The sequence below is a fragment of the Vibrio sp. 03_296 genome, from assembly GCF_002265885.1.
Genome location: NZ_NPKW01000172.1, coordinates 1 through 695 on the forward strand (window position 1 = coordinate 1; position 695 = coordinate 695).

The 695-nt window shown below is 47.1% G+C and carries 2 pseudogenes; both read right to left on the reverse strand.

The annotated features are described in order from the left end of the window. Window positions 1-202, reverse strand: a pseudogene (locus tag CIK04_RS22530) (amino acid ABC transporter permease); the annotation flags it as partial. Window positions 203-284: 82 nt separating this feature from the next. Then, window positions 285-695 (reverse strand): annotated as a pseudogene (locus tag CIK04_RS22535) (transporter substrate-binding domain-containing protein); the annotation flags it as partial.

Sequence of the window (695 nt, forward strand, 5' to 3'; positions counted from 1 at the left end):
AGCAGCGGAGTGCCACGGAAAAACTGATGTAGAGTTGGCTGAGTGGATCGAGGATGGGGACGCGGAACACACGAATATTGGCCAGTATTACCGCCAAGACCAAAGAGAAAACCAGACCAATAATCGCCATTTCCATGGTGGTGCCGAGGTATTTGAGCAGAATCGGCAGTAGCTCTAGCATGTAGTTAAAATCAAATCCCATACCAGTTACCCTTAAAGAAAACAAAAGGTGGAATCGCAAATTCCACCTTAAAAAAGAAAGACTGTGACGAGCAGTATTCGCTTTATTTGGTGATATCTGCACCAAACCATTTGATTGAGATTTGCTCAACCGTACCGTCTGCGCGCATCTCAGCAAGGGCTTTGTTGACTTCACCTTGCAGCTTCACGCCACGTTCGTTGTTCACAAATGGCCATGCGTTAGCGATGGTTTCAAACGGTTCACCTGCCAATTGTAGTGGCAAACCGGTTTTCTTGATCAGTTCTAGCGCTGACAGACGATCCATCACGAATGCATCGGCGCGTCCCAAGGCGACATCATGTTCAATACCGGTATCGTAAGTCTTGATATTGATTTTGCCGTCTTTATCGTAATCGCGTAATAGCTGTTCAAAGTTTGAGCCAAGGTTGACCGCAAMGGTTTTACCGTGCAAGGTCTGCAACGCCTTTGATGCTGTCATTGCCCTTGCGTACGG